At 70.5% G+C, this 24905-nt stretch carries 21 protein-coding genes and 5 pseudogenes; 8 read left to right on the top strand and 18 right to left on the bottom strand.

All coding sequences use genetic code 11. The features are described from left to right. The first annotated feature begins 22 nt into the window (after positions 1–22). A complete protein-coding gene (locus FRADC12_RS00690; protein WP_045875161.1) occupies positions 23–808 on the top strand; it encodes an IclR family transcriptional regulator in 786 nt (261 codons plus the stop codon). 381 nt (positions 809–1189) lie between these two features. Next, positions 1190–2437, top strand: a complete 1248-nt coding sequence (locus FRADC12_RS00685) for an ATP-binding protein (protein ID WP_232303514.1) — start codon at positions 1190–1192, stop codon at positions 2435–2437. Between the two features lie 160 nt (positions 2438–2597). Here the strand turns inward: FRADC12_RS00685 and recD2 are convergent, their stop codons facing one another. Continuing rightward, on the bottom strand, positions 2598–4847 hold the full coding sequence (recD2, locus tag FRADC12_RS00680) for an SF1B family DNA helicase RecD2 (RefSeq protein ID WP_045875160.1): 2250 nt from the start codon (positions 4845–4847) through the stop codon (positions 2598–2600). 264 nt (positions 4848–5111) lie between these two features. On the opposite strand from recD2, the gene FRADC12_RS28975 reads away from it, so the two are divergent. Then, complete coding sequence (locus FRADC12_RS28975) at positions 5112–5267, top strand: recombinase family protein (RefSeq protein ID WP_084010376.1); 156 nt, start codon at positions 5112–5114, stop codon at positions 5265–5267. Here FRADC12_RS28975 and FRADC12_RS34705 read toward each other — a convergent pair. Both FRADC12_RS34705 and FRADC12_RS00675 read right to left on the bottom strand, forming a co-directional pair. Continuing rightward, a pseudogene (locus FRADC12_RS34705) lies at positions 5218–5354 on the bottom strand (cysteine desulfurase NifS); the annotation flags it as partial. The gene FRADC12_RS28975 and the pseudogene FRADC12_RS34705 overlap by 50 nt on opposite strands. 253 nt (positions 5355–5607) lie before the next feature. Then, positions 5608–6969, bottom strand: a complete 1362-nt coding sequence (locus FRADC12_RS00675) for a sensor histidine kinase (protein WP_198152744.1) — start codon at positions 6967–6969, stop codon at positions 5608–5610. 137 nt (positions 6970–7106) lie between these two features. Between FRADC12_RS00675 and FRADC12_RS00670 the strand changes: the two genes are divergently transcribed. Continuing rightward, complete coding sequence (locus tag FRADC12_RS00670) at positions 7107–7781, top strand: response regulator transcription factor (RefSeq protein ID WP_045875158.1); 675 nt, start codon at positions 7107–7109, stop codon at positions 7779–7781. A 351-nt stretch (positions 7782–8132) separates the two neighbouring features. Here the strand turns inward: FRADC12_RS00670 and FRADC12_RS00665 are convergent, their stop codons facing one another. From FRADC12_RS00665 to FRADC12_RS00635, 8 genes are all read right to left on the bottom strand, one after another. Next, positions 8133–9269 (bottom strand): alpha/beta hydrolase, encoded by a 1137-nt coding sequence (locus tag FRADC12_RS00665; protein ID WP_084010375.1) that lies wholly within the window; start codon positions 9267–9269, stop codon positions 8133–8135. A 257-nt stretch (positions 9270–9526) separates the two neighbouring features. Further along, a complete protein-coding gene (locus FRADC12_RS00660) occupies positions 9527–11362 on the bottom strand; it encodes an RND family efflux transporter (RefSeq protein ID WP_045875157.1) in 1836 nt (611 codons plus the stop codon). Then, entirely contained in the window at positions 11355–12254 is a 900-nt protein-coding gene (locus tag FRADC12_RS00655) for a DUF5666 domain-containing protein (RefSeq protein ID WP_045875156.1), read from the bottom strand. The genes FRADC12_RS00660 and FRADC12_RS00655 overlap by 8 nt, the downstream gene beginning before the upstream one ends. 47 nt (positions 12255–12301) lie before the next feature. Further along, positions 12302–13531 (bottom strand): ABC transporter permease, encoded by a 1230-nt coding sequence (locus tag FRADC12_RS00650; RefSeq protein WP_045875155.1) that lies wholly within the window; start codon positions 13529–13531, stop codon positions 12302–12304. Further along, on the bottom strand, positions 13528–14262 hold the full coding sequence (locus FRADC12_RS00645) for an ABC transporter ATP-binding protein (protein WP_045875154.1): 735 nt from the start codon (positions 14260–14262) through the stop codon (positions 13528–13530). The genes FRADC12_RS00650 and FRADC12_RS00645 overlap by 4 nt, the downstream gene beginning before the upstream one ends. Then, positions 14259–15554 (bottom strand): efflux RND transporter periplasmic adaptor subunit, encoded by a 1296-nt coding sequence (locus FRADC12_RS00640; RefSeq protein ID WP_052710605.1) that lies wholly within the window; start codon positions 15552–15554, stop codon positions 14259–14261. The genes FRADC12_RS00645 and FRADC12_RS00640 overlap by 4 nt, the downstream gene beginning before the upstream one ends. Positions 15555–15851: 297 nt before the next feature. Beyond that, on the bottom strand, positions 15852–16346 hold the full coding sequence (locus tag FRADC12_RS30785) for a hypothetical protein (RefSeq protein ID WP_157488655.1): 495 nt from the start codon (positions 16344–16346) through the stop codon (positions 15852–15854). Positions 16347–16355: 9 nt separating this feature from the next. Beyond that, positions 16356–16859, bottom strand: a complete 504-nt coding sequence (locus FRADC12_RS00635) for a hypothetical protein (RefSeq protein WP_045875153.1) — start codon at positions 16857–16859, stop codon at positions 16356–16358. 1113 nt (positions 16860–17972) lie between these two features. Here FRADC12_RS00635 and FRADC12_RS00630 point away from each other — a divergent pair. Further along, positions 17973–18185 carry a hypothetical protein gene (locus tag FRADC12_RS00630; RefSeq protein ID WP_198152743.1) on the top strand — a complete coding sequence of 71 codons (213 nt, stop codon included), beginning with the start codon at positions 17973–17975 and terminating at the stop codon, positions 18183–18185. Between the two features lie 63 nt (positions 18186–18248). On the opposite strand, the gene FRADC12_RS00625 is transcribed toward FRADC12_RS00630, so the two are convergent. Together FRADC12_RS00625 and FRADC12_RS33715 are read right to left on the bottom strand one after the other, a co-directional pair. Beyond that, positions 18249–18734 carry a transposase family protein gene (locus FRADC12_RS00625; RefSeq protein WP_084010374.1) on the bottom strand — a complete coding sequence of 162 codons (486 nt, stop codon included), beginning with the start codon at positions 18732–18734 and terminating at the stop codon, positions 18249–18251. A gap of 85 nt (positions 18735–18819) precedes the next feature. Further along, on the bottom strand, positions 18820–18951 hold the full coding sequence (locus FRADC12_RS33715; protein WP_255355160.1) for a hypothetical protein: 132 nt from the start codon (positions 18949–18951) through the stop codon (positions 18820–18822). Between the two features lie 392 nt (positions 18952–19343). Between FRADC12_RS33715 and FRADC12_RS28960 the strand changes: the two are divergent. Then, positions 19344–19665, top strand: a pseudogene (locus tag FRADC12_RS28960) (IS30 family transposase); the annotation flags it as partial. A 662-nt stretch (positions 19666–20327) separates the two neighbouring features. On the opposite strand, the gene FRADC12_RS32665 reads toward FRADC12_RS28960, so the two are convergent. Beyond that, positions 20328–20885 (bottom strand): transposase, encoded by a 558-nt coding sequence (locus FRADC12_RS32665; RefSeq protein ID WP_232303513.1) that lies wholly within the window; start codon positions 20883–20885, stop codon positions 20328–20330. 136 nt (positions 20886–21021) lie between these two features. Further along, positions 21022–21171: pseudogene (locus FRADC12_RS34700) on the bottom strand (DUF6444 domain-containing protein); the annotation flags it as partial. A 286-nt stretch (positions 21172–21457) separates the two neighbouring features. Between FRADC12_RS34700 and FRADC12_RS34695 the strand changes: the two are divergent. Further along, positions 21458–21859: pseudogene (locus FRADC12_RS34695) on the top strand (transposase family protein); the annotation flags it as partial. A gap of 30 nt (positions 21860–21889) precedes the next feature. Then, positions 21890–22123: a hypothetical protein gene (locus tag FRADC12_RS27945; protein WP_084010373.1), complete on the top strand. Its 234-nt coding sequence runs from the start codon at positions 21890–21892 to the stop codon at positions 22121–22123. Positions 22124–22148: 25 nt separating this feature from the next. Here the strand turns inward: FRADC12_RS27945 and FRADC12_RS30780 are convergent. The 3 genes and pseudogenes from FRADC12_RS30780 to FRADC12_RS00600 form a co-directional block, all read right to left on the bottom strand. Continuing rightward, positions 22149–22268, bottom strand: a pseudogene (locus tag FRADC12_RS30780) (acyl-CoA dehydrogenase family protein); the annotation flags it as partial. Between the two features lie 267 nt (positions 22269–22535). Then, positions 22536–23699 carry an acyl-CoA dehydrogenase family protein gene (locus FRADC12_RS00605; RefSeq protein WP_045875150.1) on the bottom strand — a complete coding sequence of 388 codons (1164 nt, stop codon included), beginning with the start codon at positions 23697–23699 and terminating at the stop codon, positions 22536–22538. A 42-nt stretch (positions 23700–23741) separates the two neighbouring features. Further along, complete coding sequence (locus FRADC12_RS00600; RefSeq protein ID WP_045875149.1) at positions 23742–24614, bottom strand: 3-hydroxybutyryl-CoA dehydrogenase; 873 nt, start codon at positions 24612–24614, stop codon at positions 23742–23744. Between the last annotated feature and the right edge of the window lie 291 nt (positions 24615–24905).

The raw sequence follows: 24905 nt of genomic DNA, 5'->3' as shown, positions 1-24905 counted from the left end.
ACAGTCGGCATTCGGGCGCGAGGTGAGCAACGTCCCGGCCGCGGCGCAGGTGCTCGCGATCCTGCGCCACCTGAGCCGCCAGCCCCAGCCGGTGGCCGCCGCCACGATCAGCCGGGACCTGAACCTCCCGCGCTCCACCACCTACCATCTGCTCGCCACGCTGATGGCTGAGGGATTCGTCGTGCACCTTCCTGACGAACGTCGATACAGCCTGGGGCTGAGCGCCTACGAGCTCGGAAGCGGTTACTCGCGGCAGGCTCCGCTTCAGCGCTTTGCCCGAGTCCCGGTGGCCAACCTCGTCGACCGGGCGGGGCACACGGCCCACCTGGCGGTGCTGCACGGGCGGGAGGTCGTCTATGTCATCGAAGAGCGGGCGCCACGACGCCCTCCGCTCATCACCGATGTCGGGGTCCGGCTCCCCGCCCACCTCACCGCAAGCGGCCGTGCCATGCTCGCGGCCCTGCCCGCGGCCCAGGTGCGGGCGCTGTTCCCCGACCGGGACGCCTTCGTGCTGCGCCACGACGTGGGGCCACGGTCTCTGTCCGCTCTACGGCGGGTGCTCGCTGACGTGCGCCGACGTGGTCACGCGGAGGAGGACGGTGAGGTCACACCCGGTTTTGCTTCCGTGGCGGTACCCGTGCTCACCCCCGACGGACGGCCCGCTGCCTCCGTCGCCGTCACCTACCCCGCGGCGGAGGTCACAGCCGCCACTCGGGACAGGATCGTCGGCCTCGTCGCGGAGACCGCCGACCTGGTCGCCGCCCGGCTCACCGGCGACCGCGCTGTCGCCCGGCGGACGAGCCGTTGAGAGGCGTTGTCCCGGCTGCTGCCCCGGGCTCGGTGGGGTTCGTTCCTTGTCACTCCGGCCACGGTGTTGCGGTGGCACCGTAAGCTCCTCGCCCGTGGGTGGACCTGTCGGCGGGCCTCGCCCGGGCGGCCACCGGTCCGCCGGGAGATCCGCGAGCTGGTTCTGCGTCTCGCGTGGGAGAAACCCGAGCTGGGGGCACCGCAGGAACCAGGGTGGACTCGTCGGCCTGGGCTAGGTACAGGGTCTGGAGATCGCCATGTGTCCGACCGGTACTCCGCAGTGCGTGAGAGTGGTACTCTGATACGCGTCAGACTGGTGCTTGCCGACGCGTGAGACTGGTAGTCGGCCTCGTGAGCTGACGTCGTGAGGGGCTGGCCCGCGGTGGTTGTGCATGGTTCTTACCTGCCGAGGCTGGTGGATGGCCGGATCGCCGAGATGCTCTCCGAACTGCCCGCGGTGCTTCTTGTAGGGCCTCGGGCGACGGGGAAGACGACGACGGCGGCGCGGCACGCGCGGACCGTGGTGCGCCTCGACGAGCCTGGTGAGGCCGTGGCCTTCCGGGCGGACCCGGACGCGGCGTTGCGTCAGTTCCCTGAGCCGGTGCTGCTCGACGAGTGGCAGGTGGTTCCCGATGTGCTGGGCGCGATCAAACGTGCGGTCGACGTCGATCCCAGCCCTGGGCGGTTCCTGGTTGCTGGTTCCGTTCGCGCGGACCTGCAGGCGCAGAGCTGGCCCGGCACCGGCCGGCTCGTCCGGCTGGCCATGGCGGGCCTGGCGATGCGTGAGATCACCGGTCGGATCGACGGCCCGACGTTCTTTGACCGGGTGGTCGACGGTGGCCTGGACTCGCTGCGGCCCCCGGATGACCCTCCGGACCTGGTGGGCTACATCGAGCTGGCGTTGCGAAGCGGCTTCCCTGAACCTGCGCTGCGTCTGTCGCCGGCCCGGCGCGAGGACTGGCTGGACAGCTACCTCGACCAGCTGCTCACCCGTGACGTCGAACTGCTGGGGGAGTCCCGCGACCCCGACCGGCTGCGCCGTTTCTTCGAGGTGCTGGCGCTGAACTCGGCCGGTATCGTTACCAACAAGACTGTCTTCGAGGCCGCCAGGATCAACGCAAAGACCGCCGATGCCTACGAGGGCCTGTTCAGGAACCTGCTGGTCGTCGACTCCCTGCCGTCGTGGTGGACGAACCGGCTCAAGAGGCTCGTCCAGGTTCCCAAGCGCTACCTCACCGACCCCGGCCTCATCGGCGCCGCGCTGCGCGTCGACGTCCCCGCCGTCCTGCGCGACGGCGACCTTCTCGGGCGGATCCTCGACACCTTCGTCGTCGCGCAGCTGCGCGCGGAGGTCCCGGTCAGCTCCAGCCGGCCCCGCCTTCACCACCTGCGCCAGGAAGCCGGCCGCCACGAGGTGGACATCCTCGTCGAACTGGGCGGCGGGCGTGTGATCGGCCTCGAGGTCAAGGCCGACGCCGCGCCTGGCCGTGACGCCGGCCGCCACCTCGCCTGGCTATGCGACGAGCTCGACGACCGCTTCCTCGCCGGTGTCGTCCTGCATACCGGGCGACGTATCTACCCCCTCGGCGCCAACATCGTCGCTGCTCCCATCGCCACCCTCTGGAGCTGACTCCGGCAGGGGAAGACACAGCGGCGGTCCATATGCGATCAGCTCGTCCCGGCCGGCCGGCCGGGGCGTCGGCGGCCGGCCCCGAACCGGGGCCCAGAACCAGGTACCGATTGCCGCCGGGCCGACCGCCGTGGAAGCGGAGCGTCAGGGTGCGTGGTGCTCAGTGCGGGTTGGGTGGGCGGTCGGCTGGGTCGCGGTGGGGTGGGCTGGTGTGGAGGCGGTGGGCGAGGCCGGTGTGGCGGCGGCCGGCGGTCGCGGTGTGCACGGCGCGGCCGATGGCCTTTTTCGAGCCGACGAGGACGACGAGTTTCTTGGCGCGGGTGATGGCGGTGTAGAGCAGGTTGCGTTGCAGCATCATCCAGGCGCTCATCGTCACAGGGATGACGACGGCGGGGTATTCGCTGCCTTGGGAGCGGTGGATGGTCAGCGCGTAGGCGTGGGTGAGCTCGTCGAGCTCGGTGAAATCGTAGGGGATGGTTTCGCCTTCGTCGGTGCGGACGGTCAGGGTCTGTTCGACCGGGTCGAGGGCGGTGACGACGCCGAGGGTGCCGTTGAAGACGCCGGCCGTGCCCTTGTCGTAGTTGTTGCGGATCTGGCTGACCTTGTCGCCGACGCGGAACACCCGGCCGCCGAACCGTCGTTCCGGTGTGCCGGGGCGCGGCGGGGACAGGGCGTCCTGGAGCAGGCTGTTGAGGGTGCCGGCGCCGGCGTGGCCGCGGTGCATCGGGGTGAGGACCTGGATGTCGGCGCGCGGGTCCAGGCCGAACCGGCGGGGAATCCGGTTGGCGACCACGTCCACGGTCACCTTTGCGGCGTCTTCTGCTTCGTCGCAGGCGAACAGGAAGAAGTCCGGCAGTCCGGTCACCTGGGGGAACTGTCCGGCGTTGATGCGGTGGGCGTTGGTGACGACGCCGGACTGGGCGGCCTGGCGGAAGACCTGGGTCAGCCGCACGTGGGGCACGGGGGTGCCGTCGGAGAGCAGGTCGCGCAGCACCTGGCCGGCGCCGACGGACGGCAGCTGGTCGACGTCGCCGACGAGCAGCAGGTGCGCGCCGGGCGCGACCGCGCGGGTGAGTTTGTTGGCCAGCAGCAGGTCGAGCATGGAGGCTTCGTCGACGACGACGAGGTCGGCGTCCAGGGGGCGGTCGCGGTCGTAGGCGGCGTCGCCGCCGGGGCGTAGCTCGAGGAGGCGGTGCACGGTCGCCGCGGGGTGGCCGGTCAGCTCGGTCAGCCTCTTGGCGGCGCGGCCGGTCGGCGCGGCGAGCAGCACCTTGACGCGTTTCGCCGTGGCCATCTGGACGATCGACCGGACCGTGAAGCTCTTCCCGCAGCCTGGCCCGCCGGTCAGGACCGCGACCTTGCGGGTCAGCGCGAGGCGGACCGCCTCGTCCTGCGCCGGGGCGAGCTCGGCGCCTGTCCGGGCGTGTAGCCAGCTGCGCGCCGCGTCCCAGTCCACGGCCGCGAACGCGGCGAGCCGGTCAGCGTCGGCGTGCAGGAGCCGGCGTAGCTGGTTGGCGAGGGACACCTCGGCGCGGTGGAACGGCACGAGGTAGTAGGCGATCACTGGCTGTTCCGGGTCGTCGCCGGGCATTTCCTCGCGGACGACGCCTTGTTCGGTGACGAGGTCGCCGAGGGCGTCGATCACGCCGGCGAGGTCGACGGTGAGGATCGCCGCGGCGTCGGTGAGCAGCCGCTGTTCGGGCAGGTAGCAGTGGCCGTCGCTGGTCGACTCCGACAGGCAGTACTGCAGGCCTGCTTTGATCCGTTCGGGGGCGTCGTGGGGGATACCGACGGCCTGGGCGATGGTGTCCGCGGTGCGGAAACCGATGCCCCACACGTCGTTCGCGAGCCGGTAGGGCTCGCGGCGGACGACGTCGACCGAGGCGTCCTGATACTTCTTGTAGATCTTCACGGCGAGTGAGGTGGACACGCCGACGCTCTGCAGGAAGACCATCACTTCCTTGATCGACCGCTGTTCCTCCCAGGCGGCGGTGATCGCCTTGACGCGTTTCGGGCCGAGTTTGGGGACCTCGATCAGCCGGGCGGGCTCGGTGTCGATGACCTCCAGGGCCTCGGCGCCGAAGTGCTCGACGATGTTCTCCGCGAGCCGCGGGCCGACCCCTTTGATCAGCCCGGAGCCGAGATAGCGCCGGATGCCCTGCACGGTGGCGGGCAGGACGGTCGTATAGTCCTCGACCTGGAACTGCCGGCCGTGCTGGGGATGGCTGCCCCAGCGGCCCCGCATCCGCAGGAACTCTCCCGGCTGGGCGCCGAGCAGCGACCCGACGACGGTGACGAGGTCCCCGCCGCGGCCTGGGTCGACCCGGGCGACGGTGTAGCCGGTCTCCTCGTTGGCGAACGTGACCCGCTCCAACGTCGCATCCAGCAACGTCCACCGCGGGCCGTCCACCGAGCCGGCCGTGGCACCCTCACCCGGCCGCGCAGCCCGAACGGGCCTGGGCGGTGCCGCGTACCCGTCCGGCGCCACGCCGGCATGCAGTCCACCCGTCACGTGCTCGTGGTCACCGCGCAGACTCCTCCCTGCCAGCCCAGCGCAGACCAGCCTACGGCGTGAGACCAGCCCTCCAAAGCCGGGCAACAACGGCGGCAGCGTCATGCCGTCCCGACAGCCGGTCTCCGGGGAGCCAGCGCGGCTGGTCTCCTCGCCAACTCCCTGGTCGCCCGCGGCGTCCGGCTCTCCCTCGGCGGCACCGTCTACGACCCGACCGACCCGATGGGCAGAATGTTCTTCAACATCCTCGTCACCTTCGCCGAGTTCGAGGTCGACCTGCTGCGGATGCGCACCCGCGAGGGGCGTCCAGCAGCATGAGCAGTGAGTCGCCCTCGCAGCCGGGGAAGCTCAGGGGTGGGCGTTGCCGGGCAGCCGGCCGGGGCGGGGCGGGGCGCCGTTGACGACCGGAGTTCGTAGTGCCGGCGGCGAACGTTCTGCACGACGGCGTGCCCAGAGCCGATCACCTGGGTGGAGCGCAGCCGTTTGGCCGGAGCCGCAGGACGGACACGCCGACGGTGCATCACTCGATCAGGCCTGACCGATCAGCCCGACCGCTGTACCCGACGAACGTAACAGCCCCCCAGCGCCGCCCACCCACGCCCTCGAACGCCCCGGAGACCACACCCGGCCGGGCGCCCTACCCGCAGGCCCAGGGGCGCTAGGCCGGGGGAAGCTCGATGGTCACGACGGCGCCGCCGGTGGAGGCGTCGTTGCGAAGCTCGACGGTCCCGCCGTGTGCGGTCACGATCGCCCGGACGATGGACAGGCCGAGCCCGGCGCCGCTGGTGGTGCGCGCGGCGTCGCCGCGGACGAACCGCTCGAAGGCCGAGTCCACGAGGTCGGGAGGGAAGCCTGGCCCGTCGTCGGCCCAGGTGACGGACGCGGTGTCCCGGCCGGCGGCGATCTGGACGCGGGCGGTGGCGGCGCCGGCGGCGGCGCTGTTGGCCGCGAGGTTTGTGAGTACCTGGCGCAGCCGGTCAGGGTCCGCTTCCACGACCACGGGCTCGCCGTGGACCTCGATGCGCAGGTCGGTGACCGGGCCGAGGGTGGCCGCCTCGGCGGCGGTGAGATCGGTGAGGTCGACCGGTTCGCGCTGCACGACCAGGGAGCCGGCCCGTTCGCGGGCCAGCAGCAGCAGGTCCTCGGCGAGCCGGGTGAGCCGGTCGACCTGGCTACGGGCGGCGAGCAGGGACTGTTCGACCTCGCCGCGGTCGTCGAGCGCGGCGAGCGCCAGGTCGATCTCGCCGCGCAGCACCGTGACCGGGGTCCGCAGCTCGTGGCTGGCGTCGTCGACGAACGCGCGTTCGCGGGTGAACGCGACGGCGAGCCGGGCCAACATGCTGTCCAGCGTCGCCGCGAGGCGCGCGATCTCGTCGTCGCCGTGGACGACGGGAAGCCGTTGGATGCTGTCCAGCTGGGAGATCGCCGCCGCCTGGCGGGTCAGCGCGTCCACGGGGCGAAGCGCGGCCCGGATCAGGAACCAGCCCAGCACGACAAGTGCCGCGACCAGAAACGGTGCGGCCAGCAGCAGCGCCTCGAACTGTCGGTCGCTGGCCCGGTCCACGGACGTCGCGGCGATGCCGACGGTCAGCACCATCCCGGACGTGCCGACCGGTTGGGACCACAGCCGGACTCGTAGCGGTTTGCCGTGGTAACCCAGCGGCAGGTCCCGGCTGACCAGGACGATGTCGTGGACCGCGCGAACCTCGTCGCCGTTCAGCAGCCGCCGGCCGTCCAGCTCGGCCGATCCGGCCACCACTGTGCCGTCGGCGGCGAACACCTGCGCCATCGGGTCGCGGGACACGGCGGTGAAATCCCCGGTCCGGACATCGACCGTGAGGTCGCCGCCGCGGCCGGCGAGGTCGGCGTCGAGCGCGCCGCTCAGCTGCCGTGCCAGCGCGACGTACAGCACCGACAAACCCAGGACCAGCACGAGGACGGTGCCGGCGGTGAACGCCATCAGCAGCCGGGAGCGCACCGACCGCCGCATCAGCCGCAACGCACCACCCTCACACTTCACGACCTTCTCATATGCCCAGGCCCATCCTGACAGCCATGACCACGCCAACGGCCCCCAGCCTGCCGGCGCCGCCGCGGGCGCCGGCGGGCGCCACGCACGGCCGCGGGCAGTCGGACAGCCGGACCTATTCTGGGCGAATGAGGCTGCTGGTTGTCGAGGACGACACCGCGATGGCCGCGATGTTGACCCGCGGTCTTCACCGGGCCGGCTACGCCGTCGACACCGTCGACACCGGTACCGACGCGGTGTGGAGCATCACCGAGACCGACTACGACGTGGTGGTTCTCGACGCGATGATCCCGCCGCCCGACGGGTTCGACGTCTGCCGCCAGATCCGGGAACGCGGCCGCTGGGTACCGGTCCTCATGCTCACCGCCCGCGACGGCGTCCAGGACAAGATCAACGGATTGGACGCCGGCGCCGACGACTACCTCACCAAACCGTTCGACCTGCAGGAACTGCTCGCCCGGGTCCGGGCGCTGGCCCGCCGCGACCCGATGGAGCGCCCGACCGAGTTGCAAGTCGGTGATCTGGTCCTCGACCCGGCGACCCATGCCGTCCACCGCGGAGGATCGCGTATCGCGCTGTCGGCGAAGGAGTTCGCGTTGCTGCACGAGCTGATGCGCCGGCCCGGACAGACGCTCAGCCGCACGCACCTCATCGAACACGTCTGGGATTTCTCCTACGACGGTGGTTCCAATGTGGTGGACGTGTACGTGCGCTATCTGCGCGACAAGGTCGACCGGCCGTTCGGCCGGTCGACCATCCTCACCGTTCGCGGGGCCGGGTATCGGCTCGACCCCGACGCCTGAAACGACGGTCGGCGCGTCGGCGCGGTATCTCCACGGCCGCCGGCGCCTGCCTCCGGCCGGGAGCGCGAAGCGATAGCGTCGAGCGTGAGACGCTCGTGGCCCCGGCCCGAGCGCAGCGCCGGACTTCTGGTCCCGGCAACCCGCTGACGCGACTGACGGCGGCACTTCGAGGCTTCACCGAGCAGCCCGGCCGGACGCTGGTCGTGGTGGTCGGTAACCATGACGCGCCGATCGCGTGGGGCGGTGTTTCCGGCGCGGCGGTGGCCGGGCGCCTCCGGTCAGCGCTCCGCTGAGCAGCGCGTGTGGGGCCCGTCTGTGCCCGCCCTCGGCGGGGGCGTGGTCACGGCCGGCTCAGGTCAGTTCTGCGGGAGGTGCGACCAGAGGTCCGGGCAGGTACTGGGCGATCCAGTCGATCGCCGGCCCGAAGGCCGCGGACCACACGCCCCAGTTGTGCCCGCCGGACGAAGCGAGCACGGTCGTTGTCGGAAGGGACGGGGCGTAGCGCCGCAGGGTCGCTGTCATCGCGCGTGCCTCTTGCATGGCCTCGGGGTCGCCGCCTGACGCGGACAGGTAAAGCGGGGTCGCGACCGGAGCGCGGTAGCGGACCCACCAGAGGGGCGAGTTCTCCCGGCTGGCGAACCGCCCCTGGTAGAGGCTTGGCGTTCCCGGGTCCTCGCCGGCGGTGAAGTAGCCAGACAGGCTGGCCGCCGCCGCGTAGCGCTCGGGATGGTGCAGCGCGAGATTCACCGCGCAGAACCCGCCGGTCGAGATACCCAGCGTGGCCCAGGAACGGGACGCGTCTACGCGGAAGGTCCTGGTGACGTCGTCGAGAACGTCGGCGGACAGGTAGGTCTCCCACTGCTCCCCGTGGACGGCGTTGACGCATTCGGAACTCTGGCCGCCCGCGTAGACCTGCGGGATCACCAGGACCACGGGCGGGACCCGGCCGGCGTCGATCTCGGTCTCCAACCGGGTCTGGATGTCCATCAGCCGGGGGAAGGTCTCGGGTGAGCCGGGGTAGCCGTGGAAAACCTCCACCGCGGCGAACCGGCGCTCCGTGTTGCCCGTGAAGTACGCCGCCGGCAGGTAGAGCAGCCCGTGGTGGGTCAACCCGCTGCGCGTTCCCGGGTACAGGACGTTGAGCATGATCCCGTGACCGCGCAGCCCGTCGCGGCGACCCAGCGTCACCCAGTGCGGGGTCAGTACCGCCACGTCGGCGCCGGTATGGATCTGGGCTTGCAGGGCGAGGCTATGCGTGCTGGGCGGGCGGCCGGCCAGATCCGAGACCGAGGTGTAGAAGCCGTACGAGCGGTTGACCTGAGCCAGCGCGAGGACTCCACCAAACGCCATGACCAGCAGGAGGCTTGCCACGCGCCCGGGCAGCGCCCACCGACCGGGCCACCGCATCCACGACAGGTACGTGCCCGCGGCGCACATCAGGCCGGTCATGCTCAACAGGAACATGAACGGCCATCCCGTAAGGACCATCGAACCTCCGTGTCGGCGGTGACAAGTCTGATTGTCGTGACCGAACAGGAGAGGACGATGAGAACTCCGATCGTTCGGCCCCACCCGGGCAGCGCCGCGCCGACGCCGGAACCGCGAGCGTCGTCGATCACCGCGTGGGTGCCGGTCAACGACGTGGTCGGATTCCTTGGCAAATCCTGGCAGCGGTCTGCTCCACCGCGGCGGTGGCCGCCGGGTTTCCCGCCGGCCACCACCGCCGATGCGCGCCCTTGTGGCACTCAGCCGCGCGCTCCGCTGGAGCCGGCACCGCCACCGAAGCCACCGCCACCGAAGCCACCACCACCGAAGCCACCGCCGCCGCCGGTGAGGCCCCGCAGGCTGCTGGCGCTGGTGGTAGTCGGGAGCGGGGTCGACAGGTTCGCGAGAACGACCTGCTCGCCGGCCTTCACCCCGGCGGTGATCTGCGTCATCGTCTCGCCGACCGCTCCTACCTGGACGGTCGTGCTGGTCGCTTTCCCGCCGCGCAGCACGGTGACCAGATGGACCGGTCCGAGCGAGTGCAGCGCGGAGTTCGGCACGGCGACCGCCCCGTCGGCCTGGGAGACCACGATGGACACGTCGGCGTCCGAGCCGGCGAACAGGTGCTGGCTGGTCGGGTCGACGGCGATCGTCACCGGGTAGCCGACCGACCCCGACGACGAGGCGCTTGACGAGCTGGAACTGGTCGTCGGCAGCAGGCCGATGGAGACGACCTTGCCCGGCAGGCTGGTGGCCAGCCCGTCGACGGTCACCGTCGCGGCCTGCCCGGCCTTCACAGCTGCCAGATCGGTGTCGGGGATCGACGTGGTGACCAGGTACGAGCTTCCCGAGCCGACGATGGTGACCGCATTGGAGGCGCCTGGACCACCCGAGGACGCCGAGACCGATGCGCCGACCGCGAGCCCGACCGAGCCGACGGTTCCGGTGATCGGGCTGACCAGGGCGGCCTGGGCGAGCTGCCCGTCGGCCTGGGTGACGTCGGCCTGCGCCGCGTCGATGGCGGCTTGGTCGGACGCGAGCTGGGCCGGCGAAGCGATCGTCCCGGTCGAGCTTCCCCGAGCCTGGCCGCCGGTCGTACCGCCGGTGGCCGGGCTGCCCCCGGTCGGGGTGCTGGACCCTGGGCCGCCTCCGCTCGAGGAGGTGGAACCGGTCGAGACCAGCTGGGCCACGGCATTGATGGCGCCGCCGAGGGTCGACTCCTCCCGGCCGACCGCCGTCAGGTCGGTCGCGACCCGTTGCTGGTCGGTCAGCACGGTGGACAGCAGTGCCGAGCAGGTCGAGCTGGTGTTCGCCGTCGTGGGACCGGGCGACGGGTTCGCAGGTGGAGAGGTTCGCGGCGTAGCGGCCGTGGCGGGCGTTGGGCTGCCCGACGGGGCGGTCGGGCCGGCCGCGGGCGCCCCGCCCGACGACGCGGTGAGGTAGGCGGCGCAGGATGTCGTCTCCTGCTTGAAGTCGGCGGCGGCAGTGGTGAGGTCGGGGTCGGCCGCCTGCTGGGCTGCGAGCAGCGCCTTCTGGTCGGTGACGACGGTGGCTCGCGCCGCGACGAGCTGGGGGTTCCCGCCGCTGGAGGACGTCGAGCCGCGGCTCGACGTCGGGACGACCGCCTCGGTCCCCGCGCGGGCGCCGGTGGAGGAGGCGTTGGTCACCGATGCGGTCGAGCCCTGCTGGCTGGCCTCGTCCGTGGCGAGTGTGCGTCGGTCGGCGGCCAGCGACGCGGCGTCCTGATCGACCGTGGCCCGCAGCGCCGTGTCGTCGAGGGTGGCCAACGTCTGGCCCGCTGTCACCTCCTGTCCTAGCGAGACCGCGACCGTCGCCACTTTCCCGGAGACCGGGAACGTGACGGTGGACTGGAGGGCCGGTGAGATCGTGCCGGTGGAGTCGAGGGTCTGGTGGACGGCCATCCGGAGGGCGACGGCGGTCCGGTAGCTGGGGCCAGGCGAGCTCGTGGCCGCGTAGGCCGCCGGCGCGGCCACGATCACCACGACGGCCGCGCCGCCTGCGGCCCAGGCCCGAATACGCCGCGCCCGCCGCCTGGCCAGCCAGGCGGCGGGCTGGTGCCGGGCGAGGTCAGCCATTGGTGGCGCCGTTCGCGGTCTGGCCGCCGGCCTGCGCGCCGCCGAAGCGGCCCATGCCAAAGCCGGTGGCGCAGCCCTGCCTGCCGGCGGGCGCGACGCTGATCGCTGTCGCGGTCACCGCACCGGTGTCGTCGGCCTTGCCGATCGCCGTCAGACATTCACCGACGACCAGTGCCGACGGCGTTGCCGCCTCCGTCCGCTGGAGCGTGGTGCTCGACCCGATTGTGACGGTCGTGGTCGTAGCCAGCGCGGGAGAGGCCGTCGAGTTCGCGGCCCGGGCGCGGGCCACGCCCTTGACCTCGAACGTCGACCCGGACACCGAGGTCACCGTGCCGAACGCGGTCTGGAACCGGCCCGTGCCGGCGGGCGATGTCCGGTTCGGGCGCGACGTTGCGCCGCCCGTGGCACCGCCGGGCCGGGTCCCCCGAAAGCCGCCCGCGGTCCCGCCGAGGCCGCCGGCACAGCGGCCGTTGACCGGCATGCTGAGCGTCACGGTGGTCGCGGTGAAGCCGGTGCCCGTGCCGCCGGACGCGGTGCCCCCGACCGCGGTGACACAGTCGCCTACGGCCAGGGCCGAGGCGGTGACGGTCTCGGTCCTGGAGAACCTCGTCGCGGCCGTCCAGTCGACGGTGACCTGCCCGTTGGCCGGGTTCTGGACCTGTGCGTTCGTGGCCGAGACGGCGGCGATGGTCCCCGAGGCCGCCGGTCGGATACCCGCGCCCTGGCTGGCCGCCGCGCTGGCGGTGGAACTGGGCTGCGGGGCCGCTGGGGAGCTTCCCGAGCTCGCGGTGCCGCAGGCGGCGACCGTGAGAACGACCAGCGCGCCGATGGCCGGCCACGGCAGAATGGCGGGCCGGGGCCGGCGGAGCTGGGACAGGGAACGTGGGCGCATCGGAACCTGGCTCCTTGAGGAGACGTGGGGGCGGGCGAGGTGGCTGCTCATTCGCTGCGCAGCGCTTGGATCGGAGTGAGCCGTGCGGCGCGGCTCGCCGGGTAGACGCCGAACACGACGCCGATCAGGATCGCGACGGCGACCGCACCGACGGTGGCTGTCGGCGAGATGGAGATCGGGTTGGAGATCAGGTGCGGCAGCACGCCCGCGCCAGCGAGGCCCAGGGCCGCCCCGAGCAGCCCGCCGGCGAATCCGAGAACGGACGCCTCGACGAGGAACTGCCGGCGGATAACCCGCGGGGTCGCGCCGAGCGCCTTTCGCAGGCCGATCTCGCGGATCCGTTCGGTGACCGAGACCAGCATGATGTTCATGACGCCGATCCCGCCGACCAGCAGCGAGATCCCGGCGATGCCGGCGAGCAGCACGGTCAGCGTCCTGTCGACTGAGGTCGCCGTCGAGAGGATCGTCTGCTGGCTGGTGATGGAGAAGTCGGCGCCGGCCGGGGTTGTGATGTGGTGCAGCGACAGCAGCTCGGACTGCGCCTCCTGGTAGGCGGCCGACAGGGTGTGGCTGGAGGCCGCCTCCAGGTAGATGTCCTGGACGGAGTCGCGGCTGGTGCCGCCGGTGATCCGGTCGGCGGCGGTGCTGATCGGGACGACGGCCTGGTCGTCCTCGTTGGTGCTGGCCGACGAGCCGGCCGAGTTCAGGACCCCGACGACGGTCATCGGCACGCCGGCCACGGTGACCGCCTGGCCGACGGGGTCACGCGCCCCGAACAGCTCCTGCGCGGTGGTCGGGGCCAGCACGGTCACGGCCGCGTGGGTCGCGATGTCCTGGCCGGACAGGAACCGCCCGACGCTGACTGAGCGGGCCCGGACCGACAGCCAGTCCGGCATCGTGCCGACGACCGACGTCGTCCACGATGTGGTGCCGGCGGTCAGGGTCTCCGAGTGGGAGGTCGTCGGGGCGACGGCCTTGATGTCGGGGGCGACCACGGTGGAGCTCAGTGCGGTGGCGTCGGCGGTGGTCAGCGTCGACGCGCTGCCGAATCCGCCGCGCACGCCGCCCGTGGTCGTGCTGCCCGGGGCGACGATGAGCAGGTTGCTCCCGAGGGCGTTGATCTGGCTGGAGACCTGCGCCTGGGCGCCCTCGCCGAGACCGACGGTGAGGATCACGGCGGCGATACCGATGAGGATCCCGAGCATGGTCAGCGCCGAGCGCATACGGTGCAGCCGCACGGCCTCCAGCCCTGTGCGGAGGACCTCGACCCAGCTCATCGCAGGCCTCCGTGTGCGGGGACGAGCGCCGAGTCGTCTGTGATCTCGCCGTCGCGGATGCGCAGCACCCGGTCGGCGGCGGCGGCGACCTCGACCTCGTGGGTGATCAGGATGATCGTGCGGCCCTCGGCGTGCAGCCGGGCGAACAGGCCGAGGACGTCCTCGGTGGCAGTCGAGTCGAGGTTCCCAGTCGGCTCATCGGCCAGGATCATCGACGGGTTGGTGACCAGCGCCCGGGCGACGGCGACGCGTTGCTGCTGGCCGCCGGAGAGCTCCGTCGGTTTGTGGTCGACGCGCTCGGCCAGGCCGACGTCGGCCAGCGCGGCCAGGGCGCGCGACCTTCGCTCGGACCGTGCCCCACCCGCGTAGGTCAGCGGGAGCTCCACGTTGCGCAGGGCCGACACCGCCGTGAGCAGGTTGAACTGCTGGAACACGAAGCCGATCCGCCGGTTGCGGATCTGGGCGAGCTGGTCCTCGGTCATCCGGCTGACGTCCTCGCCGGCGAGCCGGTAGGACCCGGAGGTGGGGACGTCGAGGCAGCCCAGGATGTGCATCATCGTCGACTTGCCGGACCCCGACGGACCCATGATCGCGACGTACTCGCCCTCGCTGATGGACGTGGTGACACCTCGCAACGCGGCGACCTCGACCGATCCGGTCTGGTAAACCTTGCGGACATCGGTCAGCTCGATCACGGGTCGCGCGTCCGGGTGGTCTTCGGTGAGGGTCATCGGGTCCCCCCACCCAGGCCGCCGCCGAAGGTGCCCGTCCCGGTGCCAGCGAATCCTCCGCCGCCGCCGAATCCTCCGCCGCCGCCGAAGCCGCCGCCGAAGCCTGTCCGGGTGCCCGTCCCGCCGGTGCGGGCGCGGGTTCCGCTCACCCCGGTGACGATCGGCACGACGACCTGGTCACCGGCCTTCAGCCCAGCGGTGATCTGCGTCTGCGCACCCGAGGTGACCCCGGTGGTGACGGTCGTCGCGACCTGGTGGCCACCGCTCATGCGGTACACGAGCGTCTTCGCGCCGGAGGTGTGCAGGGCCTGGCTGGGGATGGTCAGGACGTCGTTCAGCTGCTTCACGGTGATCGAGACGTCCGCGCTGGCGCCTGGGTGCAGGCCGGCCGGGCTGCCGGTGATGTTGATCGTCACCGGGAAGCTGGCTACGCCCGAGGTGGTCGTCGCGATGACGCCGATCGAGCCGACCGTGCCGTAGATCGTGCTGGCGGTGCCGGTGGCGCCGGTCGGGGTGATGACAGCCTCGTCGCCGGACCTGAGCTGGCCCACGGCCGTGTCATCGACGGTCGCGTTCACCAGGTAGCTGGTTGTGCCGACCACGACGATCTGGGCGCTCGAGGCACTCGAGGACGACACGGCCACCGACGACGAGCCCGAACCCGAACCAATGCCCGAGCCGCCGGAGCCGCCCGAGCCGCCGGAGCCGCCGGAGCCGCCCGAGCCGCCGGAGCCGCCGGAGCCGCCGGGTGACGAGCTGGCGGCACTGGAACCGGACGAGCTGGAACCACTTGACCCGGCGGCGATCTGCTGGCCGACGGTCAGGTTCACGGCGGCGACGGTGCCCGCGATGGGCGATGTCATCGAGCTTGCGGCCAGGTTCGTCTGTGCGGCAGTCAGCGAGTCCCGGGCGACCGTCAACGCGGCCTCGTCCGCGGTGAGCTGGGTACTCGACGCGCCCGAGGCCTCGTCGGAGGTGACCTTCGCCTGGTCGGTCGCCACCGTGGCCTGAGCCTGGGCGGCCTGGGTGGCCAGCGCGGCCGAGTCGATCGTGGCCAGTGTCTGGCCGGCCGTGACCGTCTGGCCCACCGTCACCGGCACCGCGGTGACCTCACCCGGCACGGCGAACGAGAGATTGGCCTGTTGGGTCGGTTCGATCGTCCCGGTCGCGCTCACGGCCTGCCGGATGGTGCTGGTGGTGGCCTGGACGATGCGAGACGTAACCGCGGCGCTCGGCGAACCGGACAGCGCCCAGCCCAGGGCCGAGCCGCCGGCGGCCAAGGCGACCACCACGACGATGGCGAGGATCCGTCCTCGCTGGCTGCTGGGCAGCTGCGGGCGGCGCCGGTGGGTCGTCCTGGCCGCCCGCCGGGGCGGATCATCCGGTGGATGCTTCCGCCCGTGTGAAGCCCCCTGCGACGCGATTTCGTCGGTCGACAGTGACGACAAGGCCCCTCCCTCAGTCGAGCGCCCGCCCCCGATCCACTTTCCGGAAGCGTGACGACATCAGTTTTCTCATTGGTGAGACGCTCGCTGGATAGACCGGCTGCGGCTCTTCTCCTGAAGCGATACGTACGCTCGTCCGGCTACCTAAAGATTGCCTGTGGCCGCGATGTGAGTTTTCTTGGCGTGCTCCGCGGGCATAGCTTCACCAAGGCCTCGGCGCCACAGAAGCGCTATTCTCCAACTTCTCGGTGCGGCGGTTTTTGACAGCCTTGTCATGGACTGGAAAATGGCACAGGAAAACGTGCACTGTCGGCCGTGTGAGTGACAGTGCGGATTCGCCGAAGCTGTTGTTCTCCGCGGTGTGCGGGTCAGCACCTCGGCTGACCCGCACACCGCGAAGGGGACGGTTACCGCTGTCTCGGTGGTCGTTGCCGCCTGTACCGTCAGGCCCTGCTCCAGGTGCTGCAGCACGGCGATCCGCTGGTCGAGGGGTGGGCGGGTGCCGAGCAGATGGTGAAGAGCGCCGGCGTGGTGGTGCAGCGGATCGTCGATGCACATCGCGGCGGTGGCGTTGAATCCGAAGACGGCGACGAAAACGAATACAAGAACGACAACGACAACGATCACAAGGCTCGTCATGGTGGCCACCTATCGGTGGGCGCCCCGGTGGGGCGCCGAGATGGACCTTTCGAGGTTCGCGGCCAGCCGCGCGAGGTCGGAGCGCAGGTGCTGGATCTCGCCGCGCATCTCCTCGGCCGCCGCACCGGCCCGCCGGGCCTGGGCCAGGTCGTGCAGCGCCACATCAGCCGCGATGCGCTCGGCGCGGCGGGCGACCATCAGCACCAGCCAGACCTCCAGCAGTGCCAGCGAGGCCAGCATGAGCCCGGCGATGGCGACGGGCCCGGCCCGGCCGTCATGCAGCACCGGAAGGGCGGTCGCCACCGCGATCCCGCCGGTGAGAAAGGTGGCGTAGCCCCAGGAGCCGGCGGCCCGGCAGAGCCGGTCGCTGACCCGCTCCCGGACCGGCAGCTGGCGTCCGGAGCGCACCCCTGGGTGCCTGTCCCATCCGGGCCGGTCACGCCGGTCGACCAGACCGGCCGTGCCGAGGATCGGCGGGTTCGGTCGGTCGGTGCGGTGCGGCTGTCCGGTCATGGGAGTGAGCGTGGGTCCGCACGGATGAGAGGAGGGTGAAAGCGTGGGCGACGGTCGCGACCGTGGACGGCAAGGCAGAGATCGACGGCGCTGGCCAATGGGCCGCTGCGCACAGGCCTCAGGTGCTGGCCCGGTTCGGCCGCGCGCTCGCCGGCCCGATCCGCTGCCGCATCCTGCTCGCCCTGCGCGAGCCCCGACCTACCCCGCCGGCCTCGCCGACGCGCTCGGTATTTCCCGCACCCGGATGTCGGACCACCTAACGTGCCTGCGCGGCTGTGGCCCGGTCGTCACCGTGCCGACGGCCGCCGTTCCCGCTACCGGCTGGCCGACCCCCGCCTCGGCCACGCCCTCGACGACCTGCGCAACCGTTCGGCCGCTCGCTTCTCGTCGCGGCCGCGGCGCGTTCGCCGGAGCGGCTGGTTCGGCTACCTGGCTCCGGTGATATCGCTGTTTGCTGATAGCGGCATACTGCAACGGATGGCGGCTCTGGCCGGGGTATGCCCAGCCGACACCTACGGGATCCTGAAAGCGTTCGGCCGCGACTGCGCGGGCGCGATCCAGGTGGCCGATCATCGACTGCGGCGGGCCCACCCACCCGCTCGACGCGTTGACCGAGCGTACCAACTGGCTGCCAGTAGTGGTCCCCTTCAGCGAGGCTCCCGTTCCTTTTCACGCGAAGGATTCCGTTGACATCGTGACCACCGCGAGTCTGAGCGACGATGGCCTCCATCCCGACTATCACTTCGAGATACGTGGCGTCAGTTCGGTCGGCGGACCTGTCACCATGCGGGTCACGTCGTCACACCACGAGCCTGGTCCCGGGCGCCTGCCGCTCTATCCGGGCCTGTTTCAACGAGGCTGACACCGGGCCTCGGCGGTTCGTGCGAGCTCCCCCGGGGCGTGCCGGCCAGGTGACGCATCCCGAGACCGGGCAGACGAGCCGTCCGCGGACCGCGGCGCCGTGCGCAGGCCGTCGGCCGGAACACCGCCAGCAGGTCCCGCAGCGTTAACCCGCCGCCCGAAACCACCAGAAACCCTCAGCACTGCCTACTAATCGCTGACAAGCGAACCTGCCGAGGCCTTGGGCAGAGCCCACACATGCCGGAGCCCGGTGTGTCCGCCGGTAACCTGGCGGCCGTGCGTCTCTATCTGTCGTCCTTCAGGATCGGCAACAGACCCGACGAACTACTGCGGCTGCTCCGAGGGCGCACACGGACCGCGCTGATCGGCAACGCCGACGACTACAAGTCCCCAGAGGACCGTGCGGCCTCGCTGGCCCGCGAAGTGGCCGAGCTCCGTGGGGTGGGGCTCGACCAATGCGAGTGAGCCTTTCCCTGCAACCGACCGTCACCCTGGGTGAGTATCAATAGTGTGATCGTGTGTTGGTCGTCAGGTGGTCCTCTGGTACTCGGTGTGGAGGATGACGAGGGACGCTTTCGCGACCAGCCCGATCTTCCAGGGGTCGATCGTGACGTTGCGGAGCAGGCGGAAGGTGACCTTGAGCAGCGCGTTCGCGCGCTCCCCGACCGCCCGCAGGGCGTAGTGGATGCGGTTGTGCAGTTTCTGTTCGGCGGTCAGCTCCCCGCCCTTCGGCTTCTTGAACGGGACCGCGAACTGCCCCTCCTGGGTTCCGAACGCTTCGTAGCCGCCGTCGCCGAGCACCTGCCCGCCGTCGGCGAACCACTCCTCGAAGACCTCCGGGGCGCCGGAGGCGCGCAGGGGGTGGTGTCGTGCTCCCGGCCGGGACGGACGTCGGACACCCACAGCGGCCAGGCCGTCCTCGGGACCCGAGACGACTTGCACGTTCGCGCCGTGGTTCTTGATTTTTCCTGACCACCACAGGTCCACGCCCTTCGTCGGGCCGGGGACGGTCACCCGGTCGGTTCTCGATCACCGTCCCGTCGACGATCACGTGGGTCGTAGCCGGCGAAACTTCGCGGCGATCAGTGCGTTGCGCAGGTCAGGGGCCTGCCAGGCCAGGACTGGCGAGGCCCTCGTGCAGGTAGCGGTAGCCCACCGACTTGCCGATGTTGTTGTCCCGACACAGCCGGATGACCGGGGTTCCGTCACAGAACCAGCGCAGGACGAACACGGCCTGCTCCCATGGAGACAGGGCGCGGGTCCCGCTCCGCGTACCGATCCGCCTACGTTCCGCAATCAGGAGCGTGGCAAGGCGGACGACCGTGTGATCGCTCAGGGGCAGGACGCTCGTGTATGTGACACTCATGAGGACGCGGGGCTCCGGCGGAAGTGATCTGTGAGAGGACTACTTCCTACCGGTTGCCCCGCGTTTCGTCGTCGGCGACCCAGCCGTCGATCACGACCCGTGATGATTACCTAGCGTGACGGGTCGTTGCAGGGAAAGGCTCAATTACACGCCAGGAGATGCCAACTCATTAACAAATCACGCGGGAACATGACGGACCTGACCAGTTACACGCCGACAAGGTCGCCTACCTGCTGGGCAAGAAGATGGAGACCCTGCCCGAGTTCATGCGGAACTCGGTGACCTGGGACCAGGGAAAGGAGATGGCCCGGCACGCCGATTTCACCGTTCCGCACCGGTATTCCCGTGTATTTCTGCGACCCGCACTCACCGTGGCAGCGCGGCTCGAACGAGAACACCAACGGGTTGCTGCGCCAGTACTTCCCGAAGGGCACAGACCTGTCCTTGCACACGCAGGAAGAACTTGATATGGTGGCCACGCAGCTGAATGGGCGGCCACGGCAGACGCTCAAATGGGCGACGCCGCTCGGAGGTCTTTACCGAGCTGCTGGAAAGTCATGTGTCGCCATGACCGCTTGATTCCGCCCATGCTAACGTCCCCTTCACCTTTCGGATCGTAACTAGTCAGGTGTTTCTTGGCTGACGGTTACTGGTTGTCACGCGGTGGCGGTGGGGGCTTGGGTGTTGGTGGGCAGCCAGGGGCGGCCCTCGGCGAGTTGGACGAGGCGCGTCGAGCATGGCGAGGCCGTGTTGGCGGTGGTCGAGAGGTAGCTGCGCAGTGCGCAGAACTGGCGGGCGCCGGTTGAGGGAGCGCAGGCAGGCCCGGGAGACCTTCTGTCTCAGCTTGACCATTCTGATGTCGCCGCTCCGGCCCGTTGTTGTCTGGTGGGATGGCCAGGTTTTCAGGAAGCGCAGGTAGTCGGCCTCCGCGCGGGTCGGCGAGGCGGCGGGCCAGGGCGTTGTGCTTACGCATCAGCTCGTCGAGCGGGCCTGGGGTCTGGCTGATCCCGATCTGGACGGCGTGGGCGCAGCCGGCGCAGCGGCTCGGCGGTCGCTTCGGGAGCGAGGGCGGGGCGCCCGCGGCGCGGGCGGTCGGCGGCGAGCGCTCGAGGTCGACGAGCGCCTCGCCGGCCTGCGTCGCCCCAGCACCAGCCGTCGGGCGGCGACGTGTCTGCGACCGCGGTCAACTCCCGCGCCACGTGGGCACCAGCAGAGCGGGTGGATCCGTCTGGACGTAGGTGTCATACGGCGACCAGCAGTCGTGCACCGCGACCCCGGTGTAGCCCGGGCAGCACGCCCAGGTAGGCCATCCCCTCGACGCCGCCGCGGCGGAGGTGGCAGACGAGCAGGGTGTACTTCTCGGTGCGGGCGCAGTGCACCCAGTGCAGCTTCCCGGCGACGCGCAGCCCGGTCTCGTCGAACCCGGCGACCGGCGCCGCCGCGATCTCGTCGCGGACCCTCGGGGAGGAACTCCTTGGCCAGGCGGGCCGCGGGCGCGGGCGAGCATCGGCGGCGACCGTGCCCGCCGACAGCGGCGTGCCGAACAGTTCGGCCATCGCGGCGCGGCCCGGTCCGCGCGCCAGGAACTGGCCGCGCCATAGAGATAGAGGGGACCGTCGCGCCTCGACCCGCGGGCCGTACTGGACCGGGCGTCCGCCCCGCGCGGTGCCGCCGCCCGGGTTCCGGGTCCCGCAGCAGGCGCACTCCCGCTCGACCAACCGGTGCTCGACGACCAGCGGGACCGGTTCCGGCAGGTCCACGACCTGGCGCCGCTCGACCGAGGTGACCGCCGCCAGCACCAGCCCGTCCCCGCAGCCCCGACACCACCGCCGGCTCATGGGTCACGACCCGGCCGGGGTCCGCGGCCAGCCTCAGCGTCGACCCCTCATGCCCTTCCTGACCCCCCCGGCTTCGGCCGGTCCGCGCACGCCGCGACTTCGGGTCCGGCTTCCCCAGCCCGTCCGAGCTCGGCGGCTTCGAGGAGTTCCGCGAGCTCGTCGCCACCTGGGCCCGCAACGCCTCGATCTCGGCGTGCGCCTTCTCCAACGCGGCCCGCAACCCGGCGACCTGCGCGGCCTGCGCCACGACCAGCACCGCGAGCTCGTCATACGACGGCGCGGGCTGATCGACGGAAGACACACGATCAACCTACGAGACGGTCACCCACCGCACCCACCCCGCGCCCACACCGATCGTCACCAAAACGACCCGACCTGCGACAACAGCAAAAGATCAGGAGGCCTGACTAGTTACTTCGGATCTAGGTAAGCCATCGGGCCGAGGAACCTCCCTTCGAGTTCCTCCCGGCCTTCGCCGGGTTCACAAACAGGCGCCTCATGGCGCACACGAGGTCTACGGAAACGACCCGACCCTGCGCCGCGAACTCGCCCGCCGCCAGGTCGGCTACGTCCTCACCGTCGCCAGCAACCACCAGATCGTCACCGGCATCGGCGCCCGCACGGCCGTCGAGCTCGCCGTCCGCCTGCCCGACCGCGCCTGGCAGCAGATCTCCGCCGGCGCCGGTTCCAAGGGCCACCGGTTCTACGACTGGGCCCTGGTCGACACCACGGATGGCGACCTGCCCGGCCGGCACTGGCTGCTCATCCGCCGCAACCAGACCACCGGCGAGTACGCCTTCTACCGCGCCCACGCGCCCCGGCCGGTCCCGCTGCGCGCCCTGGTCCGGGTCGCCGGCCGGCGCTGGACCGTCGAGGAGACGATCCAGACCTCCAAGGAACTCGCCGCCCTCGACCAGCACCAGGTCCGCACCTGGACCAGCTGGCACCGCTGGACCATCCTCGCGATGCTCGCCCACGCCTTCCTGACTGTCACCGCCGCCGACCAGCGCGACCAGCACAACGACCACGACGGCCTGATACCCCTGACCGTGAACGAGACCCGCCGCCTGTTCCTCGCGACCCTCGCCCTGCCGGCCGCGGCACTCGACCACGTCCTGCGCTGGTCCACGTGGCGACGCCGCCACCAGGCCAACGCCAAAGCCAGCCACTACCGACGCCGCAACCACCAACTCAACTGATCACAAAAGCGCGGCTGCCGTACTAGTCGGCGCGCTCGAGTTCGCCCGCGTACGGAATGATCTCCTTGTCCACGAACGTGCGCACCGCGGCCAGGATTTCGGCCTGTACGTCGGTGAGCCCGTCGGTCTGCGCGATCCTGCCCATCTGAAGGCTCCTGTCCTGGTGCTTCGCACCCGATCCGTGTCGCCGAGGATCCCGCTGCTCGCAGGAGAACCACCCCGCCCGGTATGGCCCGCGCCCCGGGGCTTAGGTCGCGGTTACCGGGCGAGGTGGTCCGTCAGGGGAGGGGAATGATCGGCTGTTGGGAGGTTCGAGTTCGGCGGTGCGCTGCGGTAGGCCGCGCGGCGCTTGCCGGCGACGACCTCAGCCATCCTCCGGCTCGCCTCGTCGCGACCTCCGCGGGCGGCACGGCTAACCGCGTAACAGCGCCCGGGACATGACTATTCGCTGGATCTGGTTGGTGCCTTCGTAGATCTGGGTGATTTTGGCGTCGCGCATCATTCGTTCCACGGAGAAGTCGCGGGTGTAGCCGGCCCCGCCGAACAGCTGGACGGCGTCGGTGGTGACCTGCATCGCCACGTCGGAGGCGAAGCACTTCGCGGCCGCGGAGATGAAGCTGAGGCCGGGTTCGCCTCGTTCGGCCCTCGCGGCCGACGCGTAGACCAGGTGCCGGGCCGCTTCGATCTTCATGGCCATGTCGGCGAGCATGAACTGGACGGCCTGGTTGTCGGCCAGCGGACGCCCGAACTGCCGGCGCTCCTTGACATAGTCGACGGTGGCGTCCAGAGCCCCTTGGGCAATGCCCAGGGCCTGTGCGCCGATGGTGGGCCGGGTGTGGTCGAGCGTGGCCAGCGCGGTGCGTAGCCCGCTCCCGGGCTCACCGATGATCCGTTCCGCGGGAATGGTGCATTCGGTGAAATGGATCTCCCGGGTAGGAGAGCCCTTGATCCCAAGCTTGCGCTCTTTGGACCCAACCTCGAAGCCGGGGTCGTCACGGTGCACCACGAACGCGGAGATGCCGTCCGCGCGCTTCGGCGCATCGGGGTCGGTGACCGCCATGACCGTGTACCAGGTGGACTCACCGGCGTTCGTGATCCACGTCTTGGTGCCGTTGAGGATCCAGTGGTCGCCGTCGAGACGGGCACGGGTGCGCATGGCCGCGCTGTCCGAACCGGCCTCCCGCTCGGACAGCGCGTACGATGCGATCGCCTCGCCGGCGGCGATCGAGGGTAGGACCAGCCGTTTCAGGCTCTCCGACCCGGACAGCAGGATCGGCATGGTTGCCAGCTTATTCACCGCCGGGATCAGTGACGACGAGGCGCAGGCGCGCGCGACCTCCTCGATGAGGACGCAGGTGGCCACCGAGTCCGCGCCCTGTCCCCCGTAGGTCTCCGGGATGTGCATGGCGGCGAAGCCGGTGCGGACCAGTGTCTCGTGCGCCTCGCGGGGATAGCGCGCCTGCTCGTCGACGTCGGCGGCGTGCGGCGCGATCTCCTTGTCGGCGAGCGTACGGACCGCTTGGCGTAGCGCGGTGTGTTCCTCGGTGAGCCGGTACAGATCAAAACTGGGGTTCACAATGGCGGACGCCTTCACGGTCGCAGGGACTTTCGGTGAGGATCACAAAGCGTAGGTGTGGAAACCGCGGCCGTTCTTCTTCCCTAGCAGACCGGCATCGACCATGCGCAGCAGCAGCGGCGGCGGGGAGTAGTGCGGTTGTTTGAACTCGGTGTACATTGACTCTGCAATGGCCTTGAGGGTGTCCAGGCCGATGAGGTCAGCGAGGCGCAGCGGTCCCAGTGGGTGCGCGCAGCCCAGAACCATCCCATTGTCAATGTCGTCCGAAGAGGCGAACCCGGACTCCAGCATCCGGATCGCGGACAGCAGAAAGGGTATGAGCAATGCGTTGACCACGAAACCGGCCCGGTCCTGCGAGCGGATCACTTGCTTACCCAGCTGCCCGGTCACGAGCTCCTCGGCTCGGCGCTGTGTCGCCTCGCCGGTCAGTAGGGACGGCACGAACTCGACCAGTCTGAGCACCGGCACTGGATTGAAGAAGTGGACGCCGATCACCTGCTCCGGCCGTGCCGTCGCCATACCCAGCTTCATGATCGGAATGGAGGATGTGTTCGACGCGAAGACGGCCCCGTCGTCGTCGACCACCTTGTCGAGCGCGTGGAACATCTCGATCTTGACCTGCTCGCTCTCCGCGATGGCCTCGACCACGAACTGCCGGTCGGCGAAGTCGGTCAGGTCGGTGGTGAAGCTGAGCCGCGCCAACGCGGCGGCCCGGTCCTGCTCGGTGAGCTTCCCGCTGTGTAGGCCCCGGTCCAGCGATACTGTGATCCGTGCTCGGCCCGCCCGGGCGGCGGCGTCGTTCATCTCCCACACCAACACGTCTAACCCGGCGCGGGCGCAGACCTCGGCAATCCCGGCGCCCATCAGACCGCATCCGACCACACCCACCCTGCGTAGCCCTACTGCCACCGTCATCCTCCCTTGCGTCGCTCACGAGTACATGAGCGCCTTCACAGAATAGCCTTCCCGACATGTACCACGCTGGTGGGTTCGGCCGGCTCGGTGAATATCAGACCAGAACGACGAACAGGCCGACGACATGGCTCCGGCCCGGCTCATCTCGGCCTGCCCACTTACTATCCGGATATCGAGAAGCACGACCACGACAATTGATTGCTGGAAACACAAAGATAGTCGCTGGAAGGCGTGGCCGCACCACTCTTTCGGGTGGCCGGTAGCCAAAATGGGGTGGGTCCACCGCCTCTG

The organism is Pseudofrankia sp. DC12 (genome assembly GCF_000966285.1).
Lineage (GTDB): Bacteria > Actinomycetota > Actinomycetes > Frankiales > Frankiaceae > Pseudofrankia.
Note: the sequence above shows the minus strand (reverse complement) of the source record. Positions and strands in the feature narration are given on the sequence as shown.

Bases quoted from the DNA above. Each gene is read 5' to 3' on its own strand.
- FRADC12_RS00670 (WP_045875158.1), top strand. From the start codon at position 7,107: ATGAGGCTGCTGGTTGTCGAGGACGACACCGCGATGGCCGCGATGTTG.
- FRADC12_RS00665 (WP_084010375.1), bottom strand. From the start codon at position 9,269: ATGGTCCTTACGGGATGGCCGTTCATGTTCCTGTTGAGCATGACCGGC.
- FRADC12_RS00660 (WP_045875157.1), bottom strand. From the start codon at position 11,362: ATGGCTGACCTCGCCCGGCACCAGCCCGCCGCCTGGCTGGCCAGGCGG.
- FRADC12_RS00655 (WP_045875156.1), bottom strand. From the start codon at position 12,254: ATGCGCCCACGTTCCCTGTCCCAGCTCCGCCGGCCCCGGCCCGCCATT.
- FRADC12_RS00650 (WP_045875155.1), bottom strand. From the start codon at position 13,531: ATGAGCTGGGTCGAGGTCCTCCGCACAGGGCTGGAGGCCGTGCGGCTG.
- FRADC12_RS00645 (WP_045875154.1), bottom strand. From the start codon at position 14,262: ATGACCCTCACCGAAGACCACCCGGACGCGCGACCCGTGATCGAGCTG.
- FRADC12_RS30785 (WP_157488655.1), bottom strand. From the start codon at position 16,346: ATGACGAGCCTTGTGATCGTTGTCGTTGTCGTTCTTGTATTCGTTTTC.
- FRADC12_RS00635 (WP_045875153.1), bottom strand. From the start codon at position 16,859: ATGACCGGACAGCCGCACCGCACCGACCGACCGAACCCGCCGATCCTC.
- FRADC12_RS27945 (WP_084010373.1), top strand. From the start codon at position 21,890: ATGCTCGCCCACGCCTTCCTGACTGTCACCGCCGCCGACCAGCGCGAC.
- FRADC12_RS00600 (WP_045875149.1), bottom strand. From the start codon at position 24,614: ATGACGGTGGCAGTAGGGCTACGCAGGGTGGGTGTGGTCGGATGCGGT.